Annotated in this window: 15 protein-coding genes and 1 riboswitch; of the genes, 6 read left to right on the forward strand and 9 right to left on the reverse strand. The window is 28.9% G+C overall.

Annotated features, from left to right (window positions below; all coding sequences use genetic code 11):
• Nucleotides 1-35: 35 nt before the first annotated feature.
• The 7 genes from mmsB to JK634_RS06815 form a co-directional block, all read right to left on the reverse strand.
• Nucleotides 36-1,250, reverse strand: a complete 1,215-nt coding sequence (gene mmsB, locus JK634_RS06785) for a multiple monosaccharide ABC transporter permease (protein WP_202766885.1) — start codon at nucleotides 1,248-1,250, stop codon at nucleotides 36-38.
• A gap of 2 nt (nucleotides 1,251-1,252) precedes the next feature.
• Entirely contained in the window at nucleotides 1,253-2,782 is a 1,530-nt protein-coding gene (locus JK634_RS06790) for a xylose ABC transporter ATP-binding protein (RefSeq protein ID WP_202766886.1), read from the reverse strand.
• A gap of 71 nt (nucleotides 2,783-2,853) precedes the next feature.
• Nucleotides 2,854-3,885 (reverse strand): sugar ABC transporter substrate-binding protein, encoded by a 1,032-nt coding sequence (locus JK634_RS06795; protein ID WP_202766887.1) that lies wholly within the window; start codon nucleotides 3,883-3,885, stop codon nucleotides 2,854-2,856.
• A 303-nt stretch (nucleotides 3,886-4,188) separates the two neighbouring features.
• A complete protein-coding gene (locus JK634_RS06800) occupies nucleotides 4,189-5,271 on the reverse strand; it encodes a D-xylose ABC transporter substrate-binding protein (protein ID WP_202766888.1) in 1,083 nt (360 codons plus the stop codon).
• Nucleotides 5,272-5,283: 12 nt separating this feature from the next.
• Complete coding sequence (locus JK634_RS06805) at nucleotides 5,284-6,834, reverse strand: response regulator transcription factor (RefSeq protein WP_202766889.1); 1,551 nt, start codon at nucleotides 6,832-6,834, stop codon at nucleotides 5,284-5,286.
• On the reverse strand, nucleotides 6,827-8,341 hold the full coding sequence (locus JK634_RS06810; RefSeq protein ID WP_202766890.1) for a sensor histidine kinase: 1,515 nt from the start codon (nucleotides 8,339-8,341) through the stop codon (nucleotides 6,827-6,829). Before JK634_RS06810 ends, JK634_RS06805 begins: the two co-directional genes overlap by 8 nt.
• Nucleotides 8,338-9,366, reverse strand: a complete 1,029-nt coding sequence (locus JK634_RS06815; RefSeq protein ID WP_202766891.1) for a substrate-binding domain-containing protein — start codon at nucleotides 9,364-9,366, stop codon at nucleotides 8,338-8,340. Before JK634_RS06815 ends, JK634_RS06810 begins: the two co-directional genes overlap by 4 nt.
• 248 nt (nucleotides 9,367-9,614) lie before the next feature.
• Here JK634_RS06815 and JK634_RS06820 point away from each other — a divergent pair, with 248 nt between their 5' ends.
• The 5 genes from JK634_RS06820 to JK634_RS06840 all read left to right on the forward strand — a co-directional run bounded on the left by JK634_RS06820 (nucleotide 9,615) and on the right by JK634_RS06840 (nucleotide 14,411).
• Nucleotides 9,615-10,778, forward strand: a complete 1,164-nt coding sequence (locus JK634_RS06820) for a sensor histidine kinase (RefSeq protein WP_202766892.1) — start codon at nucleotides 9,615-9,617, stop codon at nucleotides 10,776-10,778.
• Nucleotides 10,778-11,416, forward strand: coding sequence for a response regulator transcription factor (locus JK634_RS06825; protein WP_207753607.1), 639 nt, complete (start codon nucleotides 10,778-10,780; stop codon nucleotides 11,414-11,416). Before JK634_RS06820 ends, JK634_RS06825 begins: the two co-directional genes overlap by 1 nt.
• A 108-nt stretch (nucleotides 11,417-11,524) precedes the next feature.
• Nucleotides 11,525-12,187: an ABC transporter ATP-binding protein gene (locus JK634_RS06830; protein WP_202766893.1), complete on the forward strand. Its 663-nt coding sequence runs from the start codon at nucleotides 11,525-11,527 to the stop codon at nucleotides 12,185-12,187.
• Nucleotides 12,187-13,305, forward strand: coding sequence for an FtsX-like permease family protein (locus JK634_RS20640; RefSeq protein WP_202766894.1), 1,119 nt, complete (start codon nucleotides 12,187-12,189; stop codon nucleotides 13,303-13,305). Before JK634_RS06830 ends, JK634_RS20640 begins: the two co-directional genes overlap by 1 nt.
• Nucleotides 13,305-14,411: an ABC transporter permease gene (locus JK634_RS06840; RefSeq protein ID WP_202766895.1), complete on the forward strand. Its 1,107-nt coding sequence runs from the start codon at nucleotides 13,305-13,307 to the stop codon at nucleotides 14,409-14,411. Before JK634_RS20640 ends, JK634_RS06840 begins: the two co-directional genes overlap by 1 nt.
• Nucleotides 14,412-14,495: 84 nt before the next feature.
• On the opposite strand, the gene JK634_RS06845 is transcribed toward JK634_RS06840, so the two are convergent.
• Nucleotides 14,496-15,209: a putative ABC transporter permease gene (locus JK634_RS06845; RefSeq protein WP_202766896.1), complete on the reverse strand. Its 714-nt coding sequence runs from the start codon at nucleotides 15,207-15,209 to the stop codon at nucleotides 14,496-14,498.
• A 239-nt stretch (nucleotides 15,210-15,448) separates the two neighbouring features.
• Here JK634_RS06845 and truA point away from each other — a divergent pair, with 239 nt between their 5' ends.
• Nucleotides 15,449-16,186 carry a tRNA pseudouridine(38-40) synthase TruA gene (gene truA, locus JK634_RS06850; RefSeq protein ID WP_202766897.1) on the forward strand — a complete coding sequence of 246 codons (738 nt, stop codon included), beginning with the start codon at nucleotides 15,449-15,451 and terminating at the stop codon, nucleotides 16,184-16,186.
• 59 nt (nucleotides 16,187-16,245) lie between these two features.
• Here truA and JK634_RS06855 read toward each other — a convergent pair whose 3' ends face one another.
• Entirely contained in the window at nucleotides 16,246-16,680 is a 435-nt protein-coding gene (locus JK634_RS06855; protein ID WP_202766898.1) for a hypothetical protein, read from the reverse strand.
• 295 nt (nucleotides 16,681-16,975) lie between these two features.
• Nucleotides 16,976-17,150: riboswitch (Lysine riboswitch) on the forward strand.
• The last annotated feature ends 52 nt before the right edge of the window (nucleotides 17,151-17,202 follow it).

Raw genomic sequence — 17,202 nt, forward strand, 5'->3', positions numbered from 1 at the left:
TTGCATTTTGCAATAGCCCCTTATTTGGGAGAAAATTAAGCTGCTTTTTTTCTTGTTGCTATATCAACTCTTACAGCTATAAGTAGTATTAAGCCTTTAATTATATATTGATAAGTTAGATCTACATTCATTAAGCTCATTCCATTATTTAAGGTTGCCATAACAAGAGCTCCAATCATTGCTCCCATAACAGAACCTTCACCACCCATTGCACTAGCACCACCTATATAACAAGCAGCAATGGCATCTAGTTCGAATAAGTTACCTGCAGATGCAGTAGCAGAGTCAAGTCTACCAGTAAATACAATACCAGCAACTGCTGATAAGAATCCCATTATTACAAATATAAGCATTGTTACTTTTTGGATGTTAATACCAGAAAGTTTAGATGCTTCTTTATTTCCACCTATAGCGTATACATAACGACCAAGAGTAGTTTTGGTGGTTATAAAGGAGAATAGAAGTACAAGTCCAAGAACTAAAACAATGCTATAAGGAATACCTCTATAACTAACCATAATTAAGAATAGTAAGGCTATCATAGCTGACACTGCTGTTAGCTTTGCTATTTCTAATGGAAGAGGAAGAACTTTAAAGTTATATTTAGTTACTCTTATCTTTCTCTTTCTAATTTCAAGGAATAAGTATGCAACTATGATTAATACTCCAAGAGCTATAGTAGTATCATTTAGATTATCTGAAATCTTAGGTAGATATCCTTGTCCAATTGCTTTAAAAGCAGGTTTGGTTGGAGCAATAGTTTGACCTTTAGTTACAGCCATAACACCGCCTCTAAAGATCATCATACCACCAAGAGTAACGATAAAAGCAGGAACACCTTGGTATGATACCCAGAAACCTTGCCAAACACCAACTGCGATACCAACTAAGATAGTAACTACTATAGTTGGGGCTGTTTCCCATCCATATTTAACTTGTAATAGTGCAGCTATTGCACCAGTGAATCCAGCTACTGAACCGACAGAAAGATCTATGTGCCCAGCTATTATTATAAGTACCATACCACAAGCAAGTATTGCAGTAGTAGCAGTTTGAAGTAATAAGTTTGATAAATTTCTAGAAGTTAAGAATGTTCCATCAGTTAAGAATGTAAATATCAAACTTATAGCAATTAATGCTATAAACATTGTGTATTGTCTTAGATTAGTTTTCATAGATTTTTTTAGTACGGATAATATGGAACCTTCATTTGTAACCTTGGTTTTATTTTCAGTTTGAATATCTGACATATTTATTTACCTCCTGTTGCGTAATGCATTACTTTTTCTTGAGATGCTTCTTTCCAGTCGATTTCGCCTGTGAATTTACCTCTGTTCATGACTATAATTCTATCACTCATTCCTAATATTTCAGGAAGTTCTGAGGAGATCATTATTACAGAAACTCCTTTATCCACCAATTGGTTCATTATGTTATATATTTCAAATTTAGCACCAACGTCTATACCTCTTGTTGGTTCATCAAGTATAAGCACCTTAGGATTGGTCATTAGCCATTTGGCTATAGCAACCTTTTGTTGATTTCCACCACTTAGATTTTCAACCTTTTGTTCTATGGATGGAGTTTTGATATTTAAAGCTTTAACGTATGAGCTTGTTGCATTAATTTCTTCATTTGAGTTTATAACTCCAGAATGGCTTATGCCATTAAGACTAGAAATAGAAGTATTATTCATTATGTCCATCATTAAAATAAGGCCTTTTCCTTTTCTATCCTCAGATAGATAACTGATTCCATTTGATATGGCATCTCTAGGATTTTTTATAGTAACCTTTTTACCCTCAACAAATATTTCTCCTACAGCATTAACTCCATAGGCTCCAATAAGGCTCATTATAAATTCAGTTCTACCAGAACCCATTAGTCCAGCAATACCTAAAATTTCACCTTTTCTTGCCTTCATACTAACATTATTTATGACTTCCTTATCAGGTATTTCAGGATTATAAACTGTCCAATTTTTAATTTCTAGAACTACTTCCCCTGGAGTATGTTCTTTTCTAGGGAAACGTTGAGTTAATTGTCTTCCAACCATATGAGTAATTATTTTATCCTCAGTAAGTTTTTCAGCTGGATTATGCATATCATTTGTGCACACTGTTTTACCATCTCTTATGATGGTAACAGTATCAGCTATATCAATGACTTCCTCCAGTTTGTGAGAAATGTAAATACAAGTTACACCTTTAGAACGCAGCTCTTTTAGTATAGTAAGAAGGTTTTTTGAATCTGTTTCATTTAAAGCTGCAGTAGGTTCATCAAGAATCAATATTTCAACATTCTTAGAAAGAGCTTTAGCAATTTCAATTAATTGTTGTTTTCCAATTCCTAGCTCGATAACCTTAGTATCAGGATTATCTTCTAGTTTTACTTCCTTCAATATCTTTTCTGCTGACATATAAGTTTTATCCCAATCAATAATACCGTTAGAATTAAATTCATTACCTAAAAATATGTTCTCAGCTATGCTTAAATATTTTACTAAAGTAAGCTCTTGGTAAATTATCGCAATACCAACTTTTTCACTGTCTTTTATATTCTCAAAGCTTTGAGTATTTCCTTTTACTAATATCTCTCCAGTATAGCTATTATGAGGGTAAACACCACTTAATATTTTCATTAATGTAGATTTACCAGCTCCATTTTCTCCAACGAGAGCATGGATTTCACCTTTTTTAACTTTAAAACATACATCATCCAGAGCTTTTACACCAGGGAATTCCTTCGTAATATGATTCATCTCTAGAATATATTGATCCATAAATTATTGCCTCCCCGTCTGATTTTTCAAAACAGGGGGTATTACTAAACCCCCTGTTTAAAGCTTTTTATCTATTTTTTATAAACATCATCTTTCTTTAAGTAACCACTGTCTATAAGAACTTTGTCTAAGTTGTCTTTATCAACTACTTGAGCAGCAAGAAGTGAAGAAGGAACATCCATTTTACCATTGTTAACTTTTCCGTTAGATTCAACTGATTCACCTTTTGCAAATTTGATAGCTGCATCTATAGCTGCTTTACCTAATTCTCTAGTATCTTTGAAGATAGTCATTGATTGAGTACCTTGAACTATTCTTTGAGCAGCAGTAAGTTCTGAGTCTTGTCCAGTTACAGGAATTTTTCCAGCTAATCCTTGAGCAGAAAGAGCTTGGATTGCAGCACCTGCAGTACCATCATTTGGTGCAAGTATAGCATCTACTTTATTACTATTAGCAGTTAATGAGTTTTCTACAATTTTAAGTGCATTTGTAGGTTCCCAGTTATCTACTGCTAAATCAGTAACAACTTTTATATCTCCTTTATCAACTAAAGGTTGGATATATTTCATAGCACCTTTCTTAAATAGAGTTGCATTATTATCTGTTGGAGCACCAGCCATTACGATGTAATTTCCTTTTGGAGCTTTTTTAGTTATATATTCTCCTTGAAGTTCTCCAACCTTTTCATTATCAAATGACATATATAAATCTAGGTCACAGTTAGCTATTAATCTATCATAGGATATAACTTTTATTCCAGCAGCATGTGCTTTTTCAACACTTTGTGCAGAAGCAGAAGCATCAGCAGGAGCAAGAACTAAAACGTCTATGCCTTGAGAAATTAAGTTTTCTACTTGAGATGCTTGTTGAGCAACGTCAGTATCAGCTACTTGAATTTTTAAATCAACACCTTTTTCTTTTGCATAAGCTTCCATAGTTTCTTTGTCTCTTACCCATCTTTCTTCTCTTTGAGTTGGTAAGGAAACTCCGATAACTAATTTCTTGTCACTAGATGCAGGAGCGTCTTTCTTTCCGCAACCAGCAAATAGAGCAGCTGCCATAATACCAGTCATTAGTAATGCGCACACTTTAAATTTTTTCATAAATTTAATCCTCCTTAAATTTGTAAACGATTGTACATATAGATATTAATATTTTTTAGAGAGAAAAACCCTACACATAATTATCTAGTAAATTAAATTAATTAACTTTTGTAATTTTCAGAAAATAAAGACAAGCATTTTTTTGTACTAATCTATATTTTTTTGATATATACATAATGCTTTAAAGAATCTTTATATAATAGGGAAGTGAGATGTAATATGATTTTTGTATTATATAATGTAAAAATCATATATAAAAAAATGAACCTAAAGTTTATTGTGTTAAACTTTAGGTTACATGCATTAATTACCGGTAGGCCAGGAGTCCTTTGGCACATTCATATATATTTCATTGATACTATGAAAGTTATCTTTTACAACAGTGCTAACCATATTATTTTTATAAACGGTTATCGGATCTTCAACATAAAAAGGTATATCTGTAGTTCCATCGTATATTGTAGTCTTAATAGATAAGTGCTGATCTTTTGCTAACTTTACAGCATATTCTGCAGCTGTTTCAGCTAAAGGTCTAATTGGTTTATATATAGTCATAAGTTGGGTGCTCTCAACAACCCTTTGACATCCTCCTAAGGAGGCATCTTGTCCTATTACAGGAATAGTTCCTGCAAGCTTTCTTTCTGCTAATGCTTGTATGGCTGATTCAGCTAGTCTATCATTTCCACACATTATTGCATCTATTTTTTCTCCTTTTGATAAGGCTTCATCCACACATCTATACGCAACGTCCTCATTCCAACTTGTTGCCCAAACCTCATTTAATATTTTAATATTACCTGAATCTAGGGAATCTTTTAGAACTCTTTTAAATCCATTATTGACTAGATGAGTATTATAGTCTTCTTGACCTCCATTTATTATTAAGTAGTTTCCTTTTGGTGCAGCTTTAAGTAACGATTCACCCATTAGTTCTCCTACTTTTTCATTATCAAAAGATACATATAAGTCAACTGAAGAATCTTTTATTAATCTATCATAAGCGATGACTTTTATACCTTTTCTTTTAGCAATGGTAAGTATTGTTTGGAAAGCAGAGGAGTCGTGTGGCACAATTACAAGTACATCGACACCTTCATCAATAAGAGATTTTACTTGTCTTATTTGCTCATTAGTATCATTATTAGCCTTTTCAACAAGTACTTTTGCACCTAATTGCTTGGACTTAGATACAAAAATATCCCTATCAGTTTGCCATCTTTCAATAACCAACGAATCTAGTGAAAGACCAATTTTAATTTGATGAGAATTAGTTGACTCATTTAGATTTTTGCTATAAATAGCCTTTGCCGTAAAAAGTGAAGCAATGGAAAAAGTAATTACACTGATGATTACTGTTCTTTTTTTAATTTTGGAGTTTTTATTCATGAAACTCCTCCCTTACTTAATCATAATACTTTTTAAATAGTCTGTCGGAGACACCTTTTGAACTTTCTTAAATAATCTACTAAAGTAATTAGGGTCATTGTAACCTATCTTATAGCATATCTCTTTAATACTTATATTTGAATTCTGCATAAGATCTTTTGCTTTATTTATTCTTACTCTTGTTAGATAGTCAATAAAGTTTTCTCCTGTTTCTTCTTTGAATAAACGACTAAAATAGTGTGGACTCACACAGGCCTCTTTTGCAATTTCGTCCAAAGTAATATCAAGACTGTAGTTATCAGAGATGTATTTTTTAGCATTAATAATTATTTTGCTAATATTTTTACGGTGACCTTTTCTTATTTCTACACATGAGGAACTTATTTTATCTCTAAACCAAAGTTCTAATTCATTTAAATTCTGTAGTTCTAAAATGGAATTTATATATTCGTTATTATAAAATATGTTAATATTGGAGTCTATTAGTGATTTATGAAGCACTACTAAAAGCTCTATAAGTGTTGTTTTAGCTTTCATTAAATTATTATTAAAATTCTTCTGAATCCAATTGAAGAGTTCATTAAAGTATTTAAGGGATTCATCTGTTTCCCCTAATGTACAAAATTCAATAAGTTTCTTTTCAACATCCTTTGGATAATCTGAAGAGTAAACGGATATATTCTCTATATTATTTATATGACATATTGATTCATTAGAATTACTTAAACTTCTTAAAGCTATCAAAGATTCCTCATAAGATATAAATATCTTTTCTAGAGGTTTATAGCTACCTATTCCTATTTTAAAACTAATACTACTATAAAGAACACTCAAGTTCTTTATTATATAATTCCCAATATCGGTAGTTGAGCTATTTGGCTCAGAATTTATCAATATAAGAATTCTGTTTAATACTAATGGACCAATTAGACATTTATACTTATATTTTAAAAGATCTCTCATACTATAATATATTGAAGGACTAATACTATTTGAATCCTTACTATTTATATCTATTGCTACAAGATATCCACCAAGTTTATCTATATTAAGTAGCTTTTTATATTCTTCTGTAATTGTAAAATTCTTATTATCTACAATTAAGGAATATAAAAAATTATGTTCTAAAAGTGGAAGAGTAGTTTGAAATTTTTCTAGATTTTCTAACTCTTTAGCGCGCTTTTCACGTTCTTTAGTTATTTTATTAATTGCCTTCTCTATTGACGCAATTAGTGTGTTTTTATTCATAGGTTTAAGTATATAATCAATTACGCCTAATGTGAGAGCTTCTTTTGCAAACTCAAATTGCTCATAGGCAGAAATTACAATGAACATAGTTTCAGAAAAATTAACCTTAAGTTCTTTTATTGTATCAATACCATTTAGTCCTGGCATTCGAATATCCATAAGAACTATATCCGGTCTAAAGTAAGATGCTTTTTCAATAGCTTCTTTCCCAGAACGAGCGGATTCATATATTATATTTGGAAAGTTATTTTTTATAATAAAACTTATAGAGTCAATTACTATTTTCTCATCATCAACCATTAATAATCTATACATCCTCATTACCTCTTTTTTTAGGGATTTTTAAAATTATTTCAGTTCCTAATCCTTTTACTGAATGAATATCTACAACATCATATTCATCATAGAATAATCTAATTCTTTGAATTACATTTTTTAGTCCAATCCCTGTAGTATGTCTTTTCGTTTTGTCATTATGTTCTTTATTTATTGACTTTAAATTTAATATATTTGAAACGGTATCTTTGTCCATACCCTTACCATTATCTTTTACTATTATATTGATATTGGATAAGTTATCTATAATGGATAAAGTAATTCTACCTCCTGATTCCATATCACCAACCCCATGAACGCAAGCATTTTCAAAAATTGGTTGAATTATCATTGAAGGAATAGGGTAGTCCAAAAGATTTTCATCTACTTCAACTTTAAACTCAATTAGATCTCCGAATCGTGTTTTTAGAATATAAATATAGCTATTTAAGTTTGCAACTTCTTCCTTGAGTAAGACAGATTTATCCATCTTGCTTAGGTTATATCTAAAAAGGTTAGACAAGTTTTCTATAAACACACTTGTCCTATCTGCATTTTCCATCATGGCTAGTTGAACGCCTGCATTTAATGTATTAAAAAGAAAATGTGGATTTATTTGTGACTGAAGAGCTGAAATTTCAGCATTCTTTAAAAGGTTTTTCATCTTTAAGTTATTCATTTTCTCTTCCATTAAATTAGACTCTATTTCAGCTTGTAATTTTAATTGAGAAATATAAGTTTTTATATTATTTTTCATTTTATTAAAAGCAAAGGACATTATTTGAATCTCCTTGTTAACGTTTACCGGAACATCATTTATATCAAAATTTCCGTTTGAGATTTCCTCTGCAGCATGCGAAAGTATTGTTATTGGGTGAGAGATATTATTAGTGAATATAAATAGAATGATTATATTTATAATAAGTGTATCGATTATTATTATTATGTTTAGTATTTTTAAAGTATTAAGTTTGTCATACATATTAAAGTATGTTGAAGTATTATCTTGAAATTGGGTTTCATTTAACTTATTTATATAGGATTTTATATACTCAGAATATTTTTCAGAATCTTTATATTTCTGATTATAAAGAGCTATATTTCCAACTCTCCTTGCATTAATGGCAGAGTCAGCCTCATAAATATAGCTGTCAGTTATATTAGCAATATCCTTTAATATAATTTGATTCTTATCATAGGTTAATTTTCTGCTAAAGGTGTCTAACTTATCTTTTAAATCATCACTTAGTCGTACATAATTATCATAACTATCAGAATTTTTGGTAGTGAGATAATTTAAAAGATTTGTATCAATTGCTTCTATATCTTTTGAAAGGTCTGTGAGAGTTTTGTTGCTAGAATACATAGTATTCATTTTATTTGAAAAGCTCTGAGCATTATAAAATGTATAAATACTAGTTACAAGCATTAGCAAAATAAGTATAAATGAATATAGAAGTAGACTTTTTCTTATACTGTCTATCTTAAATAAATTCAATAATCTCATTTGCTATCAGAACTCCCGTCTCTAATATTTTTTATATAAGCATTAACATTGTCTGAATTAACTATATTAATATGAGTTAGGGTACTAGTTGAAGTCCCACCCATCTGTTTTACTTTCTTTAAATTCTCTACACTACTTTTCCCAATCTCTAAAGGATCTGGTATAAGAGTACTAAATATAACTCCCTTTTGTATATACTTGAGTATTTCAGGAGAGTTGTCATATCCAATAACTGAAAAGTTGCCTACTTTATTATATTCAACCAACTGTTGAGCTACGCCAATAGTGTCATTGGAACTTGTACAAACAATTGTATTTGCGTTAATGTTACTTGTCATAATGTCGGATAATGCATTTTTAGCACCTAAAATACCTAATTCAGAATTTTTTATTGCAACTAAATTAATATTAGCATTATCTTTAATTGCATTTTTAAATCCAGAAATATATGTTGAACCATTATCATTTCTCTTGCTACGATCATTATCAAGTATTATAGCTACATTGATTTTATCATTTGAAGTTTTAACAACTTCAGTTCCAGCCTGAGATCCTAAATCAAAATCACTTGTTCCAACAAAGGAAACACGTTTGCTATTAGAACAATCAGAATCAATAGTTATAACTGGAATACCTTTGCTAAAAGCTTTGTTAATTAAAGCAGAGAAATCACTAGTATCATAGCCGCGAACAATAATTCCTTCAACATTAGAAGCTATTGCCATTTCAAGATCATTTAATGTTTCTGTATACTCGTCATCAGCACCAGTATAAATAACTTCCATTGCTATTTTTGACTCTTTTGAGGCTTTCATTATGCCGTTCTCAATATCTTGCCAATAGGATTCATCAGTTTTATGAATAATAGAAACAAAATGATATACTGGAGTTTCTTTATTTGAAAATATTGATGAATTTTCACTAACTAACTTGTTTAAGGAGCTAGAAGTATAAATTGACAATCCCAAAGAGAATACAAGAATAATTGAAAGAAAAATCAAAAGTATATAATATATTCTTTTCATATAAACACCTTACATAAAGATAAAATAATAAGTACATATCAATTATAAGATTTTTTTATGCTCCATGCCAAGAAAATATTTCTAAATATTATAAATATTTTAAATATTACATTATACTTAAAAATTCTACATGTAAGTATAATTTATTATTGACTAAATTATTACTTAGTAAATTAAGTGGTATAAATGATATAATTATACTATATTTGTAAATATATAATTTTGAAATGGGTGTAAGGTTAAAGGTTATGAACAGTTTGAAGGGAAAGATTTTTACAATTAACTATATAATTTTTTTTGTTATATTTGTAGTTTCAGCACTAAGTAATATAAGCAATGCGTTTGAGATTATGGCTATCAATAGTTTAATAGTATTTTCTATATGTATTAAAGATATTTGGTTTCTAAATGAAGATAGACAGGCTAGTACCTACTTGCTAGTTTGGATTCTATTTGATTTTATTGCTGTATTTATTGTTAATTATTTTTTTTATGCAATTATTCTAAAGCTCTATTATGTTTCACTAATGTTTTTATTGATTATGTATTATACAGAATATATTAGCTTTCTATTTATGTCGCTTGTACTAATATATGATGGAATATTTCTTAATATAAATAGAAGCTTAAATTTTCAAAGTATTCTATTATGGATAATGGTATATTCATTAGCATATTTAATACTATGGTTTTTAAAGCAGACACTAAATCAAAATGATGAATTGATACAAGTAAGACAAAACTTGATTGAAAAAAACATTGAAGTATTAAATTATAATTCATATTTAACGAAAGCATATGACAAAGTTGAAGAACTTTCAAAATCTCATGAAAGAATGAAAATAGGGAGAGAGCTACATGATAATGTAGGACATATATTAACTACTGCACTTATTCAAATAGAGAGTGGTGTCATGATATTAGATGATAATTATGATGAAGGAAGAGAAAGAATAGAAGTTGGTGCAACACAAGTAAGAAAAGGGCTCAAAGAAATAAGAGAAGCTGTAAGGTTCTATAGGGATGAAGAAACAGTAGATTATTATAAAGATATATTTTCTTTGATTAATGACACAAAAAAGTTATGTAACATAAATATTCTTGTAGATATATGTGATTTTTCTAGCGAAAGCTATGAAGTTCAAAAAACTATATATAGAATAGTTCAAGAAGGAATAACAAATGGAATTAAGCATGGTAAGGCAACAAGCTTTATATTAAACATAAAATATATTGAAAATGTATTAAATATAACATTGATTGATAATGGGAATGGTGCTTCAGTCATAAATAAAGGGTTTGGACTTATTTCTATGGAAGAGAGAATTCATTTGGTTAATGGAAAGATAAAATTTGAAAGCTCTAAAAATCAGGGATTTGTCATAAATGCAAGCATTGGAGGAGTATTATAATGATTAAAGTGTTAGTTGTTGATGACCAGGGTTTAATGAGAGATGGACTAGCAACAATTTTATCTACTGACAAAGACATAGATGTTGTGGCTTGTGGAAAAAGTGGAGAAGAGGCATTGGAGCTTGTGGATAAATTCTCACCAAATATAATTTTAATGGATGTGAGAATGGAAGGGATAGGAGGAGTGGAAGCCACAAGACTAATAAAGAAGAAATATGATAAGGTTAAAGTAATAATATTAACAACTTTTGATGATGAAGAATATATATTAAAGGGATTAAGCTACGGGGCAAGTGGTTATGTGTTTAAAGATATTGAAAGTAAAAAGCTCATACAAGTAATTAAAGATTGTTATAACGGGGAACTTATAATGGAGTCTAAAGTAGCAAAGGTTCTGGCAGATAAAGCAATAAGCACAATATCTCAAGGTATGGAAAAGAAGGAAGATAAATTACATATGCTTTCAGAACGAGAAAAAGAGATAGCTAGGCTAATTGGAGAAGGGTTTACCAATAAACAAATTGCATGTGCATTATTTATATCAGATGGTACGGTAAAAAATTATGTTTCATCGATATATGCTAAAACAGGAATAGATGATAGGACTAATCTTGCACTATTTATAAATGATAAATAGAAAATAAAAAAGTAACTGTGGTCATAGTTAAATATGACTACAGTTACTTATTTTAATTTTATACTTAATATAAAATTAAAATAAGAGTAGAAGGAGGGGGATGGATTTATGATAAAAGGTGAAGCATTAAATCACGTTTTTGATATAGGCAAACCAGGACAATTTCATGCTATTAAAGATATTAATATAACTTTTAACTCAGGTGAATTATATGGAATACTAGGACCATCAGGATGCGGCAAAAGTACATTGTTATATTTACTAAGTGGACTTAGAAGACCAACCTCAGGGAAAGTGCTATTTGATGATATAAATATAGGAGAATTAAATGATAAAGAATTGTCTTCTTTCAGAATGAAGAATTTTGGATTTATATTTCAAAGACACTTTTTAGTGAATTATCTTTCAGCTTTAGATAATGTATTAGTTCCAGTAGATAAAGAAGCAAACAAGTATAGAGAATTAGCTCAAGAAATGCTATGTGATTTAGGATTAAAAGAATTGATGAATAAGAAGCCTTATGAAATATCGGGTGGACAAAGGCAAAGAGTTGCTATTGCAAGAGCACTGATTAATAGGCCAAAAGTTATTTTTGCAGATGAACCTACAGCCTCGTTAGATCATCAGAATGCTCAGTCAGTAATGAATTTTCTTAGTAAGTATAAGAAAAATTCAACCGTAATAGTAGTTACACATGATGAAGCAATTTTAAATAAAGATTATGAAAAGATTCATATTTGGGATGGAAAGCTAAAGGATGGTGATGAGTAGTGTCACCGTTAAGTTCTATTAAATATTTAATGTCTCATAAAAGAAGAACTTTTAGTATAGCTTTATCAATATCTTTATCTATCTTAATAGTATTTATATTTCAATTAGAAATACGAAATATGGTCGATGGTTTTTATTTATCATCTAATAGATTAAAAAGTTTTTCAGAAGTTAAAGCTTTAAATGGAAATGATGCAGAAAAGTTAGTAAACAAAATTCAACAGCAAGGGAATGGAGATAAGGTAATAAATACAGTAGAAAGAAGTAGCTCATATAGAACAGGAATAGGAACTGATGCTGAACTCATTGTTTATAATATGACAAATAAAGATATTGAGTATACTATGAAAAAATTAAGTCTAAAGCTTAAGGAGGGATATATAGATAGTACTAAAAAAGATGGATTAATAATTAGCGAGCAAGTAGCCAGAAATAAAAAAGTTAAACTAGGTGATAGAATTTCAAAGGATACAGATGACTTTTTTAGAATAGATGGAGAATATGAAATCCGAGGAATATATGAAGGGAATATTAATGTAGCATTTATTCCAACAGATCAAAAAGAAATAGATATGATTCAAAATAAAAACTTTTTGTTGTTCTTTAATGAATCAAATAAAAGTCAAATAAATTCTAGTTTGCTATCAGAGAAAAGTAAAAAGTATACCGTAACTACCTATGAAACAGATATAAATGATATTGAGAGTTTCTTTTCATCCTTCACAATTATCACCAATATAGTAGTATTTATTTTGGTTATGGTACAAGGAATAATATTAGGATTTATAAATTACTCAGCTTATTATCAAAGAAAAAATGAATTTGGAGTATTAAAAGCTTTAGGATATAGTATAACGGATATATTTATAAAGATTATAAAGGAAATTTTTGTGACTACAATAGTTGGCGTGTTATTTGCAGTAGTCCTTATAATACTTTATGTAGTAGCAAGAAATATTCATGGTTTTTATAGTGGAATGCCGGCATACAGAGTAGAATTATCAGATTCATTTAAAATAATCCCTTTTCCAATGTTTATAACTTTATTTTCAATTTTCCCAATAATTAATCTAATAAGAAACGCAGATACAATAGCTATAATTGAGGGGGGAAGATAATGAATATATTTAAGTACTTTAGTAATAATATTGGAAGTCTCATATCTATAATAATATCAGTAGCGCTAGGAGTCGCAAGTGTTTATCTGATTTTTGGCATTGGGGGAAACTTTATAAAAATTATTGATAGATTAAGTGTAGAACCAATAAGAAATCAAAGTTTTTATTATGATAGCAGTGAACATGATTCTAAACTTTATATAGATAAAATGTATACCGAGTTAACAAATTCAGATTCTGTTGATTATTTATTTAAGGGAGAATTAAATAATTCATCAATGAGAACAATTTTAGGCTCAATAGGTTCTAGAGTATTTGGAGTAAGTAGCCAAGATTTAATTAAAATAATTAAAGCTAAAGACTATGAGATTAGTGAAGGCAGAATGCCAGTAAATAATGATGAAATTATTTTAAACGAGGATTATGCAAAAGCTAATGGATATAAAGTGGGAGAATTTATAGGAAATGATGTAGATGATTATGAATCTCTTACTGGAAAGAAAAAAGTTACTGGCTTTATAAAAAGTAATGAGATAATAAACTACTATATAAATAATGATATAAAAGAAGACGCAAGAAATACTGGATATATTGTAATCTTCAATAATGAAGATGGGTTAAATAAGATTGTTGAAAAATATAAAAATAATATTCAAGCTATCGATGAAAAAACTTATAGTGGATTTGTTAATTCTTTTAATAATAGTTTTAAAGGATTAGGCATATTTATAATGATTTTCTTCATTATACTTGAATGGATAGTACTTGGAAACTTATTTTATATAAATATGTTATCAAGAAAAGAAGAATTAGCGCTAATGAATGCATTAGGAAGAAGTAAAAGTTCGATTATATTAAATTTGCTCAAAGAAAACTTTTTGGTTGTAGTATGTGCATTTATACTAGGCGCAATACTTGGCTTATTTGGCACTGTAGTAATAAATGAAGTGTATTTAAAAGCTCACGGACAAGGAATAGATATAGTAAATGGAAGACATTTGTTCTATTCTAGTCTATTACCAATAATATTAGGATTAACAGTAATAGTGCCTATAAAAAGATTTTTCCGAAAAGTTGATTTGATTGAGATTTTAGAAGGTAGATAATAGATGCATAAATCATTCTGACATTAGCTGCATCTTAAGATGATGATTAATAAAATTGTCCTCTCAAGATACAGCTTTTTAATATTATATAAATTTCATATTAGGAAATATTTTACGTAAATAAATATCGTTAAATTCTTTATCTAAATGTTTATAAAATATATTGTTAGTTTGAACAAATGAAGATCTTTCTACTAATCTAAGTATAGCTGAAACAGAAATAAATACATCAAAGCAAATATAAATGAAAAGAAGTGATGCTATTAGTTCCCCTTCAGGTCTAGGAATTAAGCAGATTAGCAGTGCTACGTTAGGATATAGATATCTGATAAACAATATTCCAGATAAAGTCCAGAAGATGGAATACATAAGACATACTCTGCCGTTTATGTTAAAGGGAATATTGCTATAATCCCAGGAAACACTACCAAATAAATTTTCTTGTAAAAAGCTAAATATATATTCAACTAAAGAACCATAGAAAAAACTACCTAGAGCTAATTTAAGTAGATTCGCTCTAAAGGAATTGAGTAAGAAGAGAAAGACAACAGCGCCAACACCATATATAGGGCAGAAGGGACCAAAGAGCAGTCCTTTTCTGCTTTCTATATATCCATTTTTTATAAAACACCAAAAACTTTCTATTAAAAAACCACCGATACTAAATAGGATAAGAATCCAGAATAATTCATAAAGTTCGAAGCCTTTTACTTGCCTAGTCCATATAGATTTTGTTTTATCGCTATCTTGATTAGAATAAAATAGAAGCATTTTACTATCAAATTTAATATTCTGCATTTTATAATCTCCAATACGCTTATTGCAATATGTATAAGGTTTTTTATAGGAAGTTGAACTTAAAATCCTATAAAAGGTAAGCTTCTATAAATATATTATTTGAAAATATATTTAATGAATTAAAAATATTTTATCTCTACTATTTTATTAATGTGAAAATTGATGGATTTATTCAAAACATATGGATATAATTTAAATGTGAAATTACAGGTACTAATAAAAATCAAAGGTGGAAACATATGAGAAACTTAAAAATATCATTACAATATGATGGAACAAGATATAAAGGATGGCAAAGACAGAAGGAAAATTCGCCAACTATACAAGAGAAAATTGAATCTGTTTTGTCAAAAATGACAGGAGAAGAAATTCAAGTAATAGGTTGTGGACGAACTGATTCAGGAGTACATGCTGAAAACTATGTAGCTAATTTTCGTACAAATAGTAATATGTCTATAGATGAAATGCTTGATTATTTATATGAATATTTGCCAGAAGATATAGTTGTTAAAAGTATGAAAGATACAACAGAAAGATTTCATGCTAGATATAATGTCAAATCAAAAACTTATGTATATAGAATATATAATGGCAGGTTTAGAAATGTATTTAATAGAAAGTATACATATCATACAAATGAGAAACTAAATTTAGATGATATGAAAAGAGCATCAGAAGTCTTAATTGGAACCCATGATTTTCAAAGTTTTACAAGCTTAAAATCCAATTCTAAATCAACTGTAAGAACAATTAATTATATTAATATAACTGAGAATGATGGAATGATTGAGGTAGAGGTAAACGGGAATGGATTCTTATGGAATATGGTAAGAATCATTGTTGGAACTCTATTAGAAGTTGGAGTAGGAAAGATTAATGTTAAGGATGTAGAAAGAATATTAGATGAGAAGAAAAGAGCAGAAGCAGGACCTATAGCTCAAGCTAAGGGATTATGCCTAAAAAGTGTTCAATACTAACTAAGATAAGAGGGCTAGCTAAAATCTTTTAAATAGATTTTAGCTAGCCCTTTAAAACATTACTTGCGTGGACTTAATTGTGTTAAGGTCTTGCTTAATTTTTTGAAATTATCATAAGAGTCCACAAATCTTGCTCTAACTATAAAAGTTTTATTTTTTTTATATTTAATTTTTATCTTATCTTTGTCAGTGATTATTTCTTTAATTTCATTTACAGTAAACTGTTTTTTTGAGATACCTATGGTATTTATTGTTATATTTGAGTCTTCTATAATAACAAACTCACAGTTTTTTCTTATAAGTACTCCAGAAGAACTTAGAATTCCTGGAAGAAAAATGGCATAAATGCCTAAAAGATAAAAAATAAAAAAGCTACTTTTTGATTGTAGATAAAATATAATGCTTAACACTGTGAGTGCAATTAAACCAGATCCTAAAATTAAAGAATTTTTGGTTAATAAACTTTTGTTATAATAAAAACTAGATTTTCTCATATAATTCTCCCCTTATACTTAAGAATATATAAATATGCTACTTAACTCATTATATATAATGTAGCATTATTGGCAAGGATAGTAAATATTAAAAATATACAAAATAAATTACAATTTTCATAGATTTTAATATTTATTTATAAAGATTAAAATTCATGAAAGTTAGTGAAAACAATAGATAATCAAAGATAAAGATAGAAATTTTGCAGAATTTAAGAAATTAATAAATTGTAAAAATTTCTATTGACCAATTATAATGTCGAAGTATATAATAAGTTGGAAGTTAAAACAATATAGTCTAGATAGAGGCGCGAAGTTTAAGAGTAAAATTGCTGAGGTAAGCACAATGAAGCAATTTGAAAGGAAACTTTGCCGAAGTGTACAACCAATGCTTTAAGGTTGTAATGCTGGGCTTGCATAAAATATATGCAAGACTGTCACAAAGTCGTTTGTGGAGAGCTATCACTGATGCGTGTTTAATATATTTTCGTATTTACCTTTATGTATGAATATATTGATGCC

Source organism: Clostridium paridis, assembly GCF_016765615.1.
Taxonomy (GTDB): Bacteria; Bacillota; Clostridia; order Clostridiales; family Clostridiaceae; genus Clostridium_T; species Clostridium_T paridis.

Coding starts and splice junctions, on each gene's coding strand:
- mmsB (WP_202766885.1), bottom strand. CDS start 1,250: ATGTCAGATATTCAAACTGAAAATAAAACCAAGGTTACAAATGAAGGT.
- JK634_RS06790 (WP_202766886.1), bottom strand. CDS start 2,782: ATGGATCAATATATTCTAGAGATGAATCATATTACGAAGGAATTCCCT.
- JK634_RS06795 (WP_202766887.1), bottom strand. CDS start 3,885: ATGAAAAAATTTAAAGTGTGCGCATTACTAATGACTGGTATTATGGCA.
- JK634_RS06800 (WP_202766888.1), bottom strand. CDS start 5,271: ATGAATAAAAACTCCAAAATTAAAAAAAGAACAGTAATCATCAGTGTA.
- JK634_RS06805 (WP_202766889.1), bottom strand. CDS start 6,834: ATGTATAGATTATTAATGGTTGATGATGAGAAAATAGTAATTGACTCT.
- JK634_RS06810 (WP_202766890.1), bottom strand. CDS start 8,341: ATGAGATTATTGAATTTATTTAAGATAGACAGTATAAGAAAAAGTCTA.
- JK634_RS06815 (WP_202766891.1), bottom strand. CDS start 9,366: ATGAAAAGAATATATTATATACTTTTGATTTTTCTTTCAATTATTCTT.
- JK634_RS06820 (WP_202766892.1), top strand. CDS start 9,615: ATGAACAGTTTGAAGGGAAAGATTTTTACAATTAACTATATAATTTTT.
- JK634_RS06825 (WP_207753607.1), top strand. CDS start 10,778: ATGATTAAAGTGTTAGTTGTTGATGACCAGGGTTTAATGAGAGATGGA.
- JK634_RS06830 (WP_202766893.1), top strand. CDS start 11,525: ATGATAAAAGGTGAAGCATTAAATCACGTTTTTGATATAGGCAAACCA.
- JK634_RS06840 (WP_202766895.1), top strand. CDS start 13,305: ATGAATATATTTAAGTACTTTAGTAATAATATTGGAAGTCTCATATCT.
- JK634_RS06845 (WP_202766896.1), bottom strand. CDS start 15,209: ATGCAGAATATTAAATTTGATAGTAAAATGCTTCTATTTTATTCTAAT.
- truA (WP_202766897.1), top strand. CDS start 15,449: ATGAGAAACTTAAAAATATCATTACAATATGATGGAACAAGATATAAA.
- JK634_RS06855 (WP_202766898.1), bottom strand. CDS start 16,680: ATGAGAAAATCTAGTTTTTATTATAACAAAAGTTTATTAACCAAAAAT.